The organism is Plebeiibacterium sediminum, from assembly GCF_026013605.1.
In the GTDB taxonomy this organism is placed as follows: domain Bacteria; phylum Bacteroidota; class Bacteroidia; order Bacteroidales; family Marinilabiliaceae; genus Saccharicrinis; species Saccharicrinis sediminus.
The window spans coordinates 1-2,471 of sequence record NZ_JAPDPJ010000173.1 but is presented as its reverse complement, the minus strand read 5'-3'; the positions used below and the strand labels follow the sequence as shown (position 1 = coordinate 2,471).

At 38.4% G+C, this 2,471-nt stretch carries 2 protein-coding genes; both read right to left on the bottom strand.

Translation table 11 applies throughout. The features are described 5' to 3' along the window. Window positions 1-306: 306 nt before the first annotated feature. On the bottom strand, window positions 307-1,512 hold the full coding sequence (locus OM075_RS24850) for an IS91 family transposase (protein WP_301193263.1): 1,206 nt from the start codon (window positions 1,510-1,512) through the stop codon (window positions 307-309). After that, window positions 1,509-2,336: a tyrosine-type recombinase/integrase gene (locus tag OM075_RS24845; protein ID WP_363321659.1), complete on the bottom strand. Its 828-nt coding sequence runs from the start codon at window positions 2,334-2,336 to the stop codon at window positions 1,509-1,511. The genes OM075_RS24850 and OM075_RS24845 overlap by 4 nt, the downstream gene beginning before the upstream one ends. Window positions 2,337-2,471: the final 135 nt, after the last annotated feature.

Sequence of the window (2,471 nt, the reverse complement as noted above, 5' to 3'; positions counted from 1 at the left end):
AACACTTAGAATATAATTAATCACGAGCATCCGAAGAAAGATACCTACCATGATGAAGGTGATTAAATATATTCGTTGTTGAACGTTACCGGGAGAAACGGACCTACACTATGGGGATTAATATGGGAACCCTTATAGTTTTTGTTGTTGTAAGTATCATCGTAAGCGTAAAAATATCAAGGTTTGGTTATAAATCATTAAAAAAACAGAAGCTAATCCACTTCAATGTATTCATTGACAATTGATTTTGCTCTGTTTTGTTGCCAACAAAACATACCTTTCCCATGATACCTATATGGGTATTTATTATATAGAATTAGGAATAGTAAGATTTGAAGGAGTTCTGGGTGCAGGACTTCCCCTGATCAACGGTTTAAAAGAGGCAATGCGTTGCATGGTGCCACATTTGCATTTAGGACACTGGTCGTGTGGGCGACCAAAAAGCAATAGAAACAATTCCTGCCAGGGGATGCCTTTTTTAGATTCAGGCGCCATGGTGTTAAGAGCTTTACGTATGATTGCTAAAGAGCTGCTCTTCTTGCAGGAGCTAAAAAATCCATAATGACGAATCTTCATAAATCCAGAAGGGAGGATATGCATTGCAAACCTGCGCAGGAACTCATAAAACGACAAAGACATTACACCAACCTTGGAGTTTTTATAGTTGATCCAAGAAAAGTTTATGTTCTCATTATCAACCTCTTTAATCCGATGATTACTAATGGCTACCCGATGTGAATACCGTGCCACGTACTCCAAAACCTGCTTGGAGTTATACATGGGCCGTTTGGCATATACCACCCAATTGTTTTTATAGAATGGATGTAGGTATTTACGTGTGGGATCAAATGCTGTATCCAGTTCGAGTTCACCTTTAGCGTGTAAATCAATTAGGTAATCACAAAACTTACCTCTAAAAACGGAACTAAGAGCTTTTACCGGATACAAGTACTTTCCCTTGCTTTTGGTGTGCTTCCATTTGCCTTGAGGAGTTAACCCACCACCGGGAACAATGCAGTGCAAATGTGGATGTAATGCAAGATTCTGCCCCCAGGTATGTAAAAGAGCAATCATACCCGTTTGGGCACCCAAATAGTTATGGTCTGCAGCAAATTGTTTGATGGTATCCCAGGCCGCCCTGAACAGTATCTTGTACATATGCTCCGGATGGGCAATAAACAAGTGATTCAATTGCTCTGGTACAGTAAACACCACATGAAAATATTTAATGGGCAAAAGATCAGCTTCGCGATCTATCAGCCATTTTTCTTTTTTCAGTCCATTGCATTTAGGACAATGTCTGTCTCTGCAACTGTTGTAAGAGTAATATTCGTGGCCACAGTCAGGATTATCGCATTTGTCCTGATGATAACCAAGCACAGCAGTTCGGCAATTGGCCAGATTTGTAAACACCTTTTTCTTATGAGCATTTAATTGTCCTGCCTTAATCACTACTTGTTCATGCTGCCTAATGATATCTCCAATTTCATATTTGGATCTGTAGTTACTCATTTTTGCAACCTGTCAAGAGGAGATACCAAGGGGTTAGATTTTAGGTTATTGTTAATGTGCAGGTAAACCATGGTGGTTCTGATATCATCGTGCCCCATCATTTTTTGGATGGAAACAATATCAACCCCCATGGCCAATAAGTGCGAAGCAAAAGCATGTCTCAATGAGTGAGGCGTAAAGTGCTTTTCAATACCAGACCTATCCAAAGCATATTGAAAACCCCACTTTACAGCCTCGTCGCTATAAGGTTTACCTTTATATCTACCATTAAACAAGTATTCCTTGGGCTGAAATTGTTGCAGATATTGTTGTATCTCAGGAATGAGCGATTGAGCCAAAACTGTATACCTGTCTTTATTGCCTTTGCTGTCTTTAATATAAATACGATGATTTTTAAAATCGAGATGTTCAATTTTAAGGTTGATAATCTCACTTTTGCGCAAACCAGCCGAATAAATAACTTTTAGTAATAATCGGTGCTTTGGACTTTTGGCTGCATTAAATAATTGCAGCAGTTCTTTACCGGTAGGTATCAAAGGAAGAAACTTGGTGGCTTTAGGGTAAGGTACATCTGCAATAATATCTATGCGCTTATAAATGCTTTTATACATAAAACGCAGCCCTTGCAAATAGTTTCTGATGGTAGAACGACTCAGCTTTAGGTCGTTTTTCAGATGCAGCAGAAACTCATATATTTCCATTTCAGAAAGCTCATCAGGTAGCTTACCTGAAAAAGTGCAGAGTAGTTTAGTAGAACGCATATAATTAGCTATTGAGCTATTAGAAAAATGTTCTACCTCCATTCTTACATGCAGATTATGCAATAATGCTTCAACACTCTTTGGTGTTGCTAAACTTTTTTTTCATCTTTAATCAGTTTATTAAAATTACAATACAAAGATGCGGTAATTTACCGTCTAAACCTCCTTGTCTACCGACGTAGGAGGTTTAGTTCAACA

What these genes read in the sequence shown, in the direction of transcription:
- OM075_RS24850 (WP_301193263.1), bottom strand. Translation starts at nt 1,512, where the DNA reads ATGAGTAACTACAGATCCAAATATGAAATTGGAGATATCATTAGGCAG.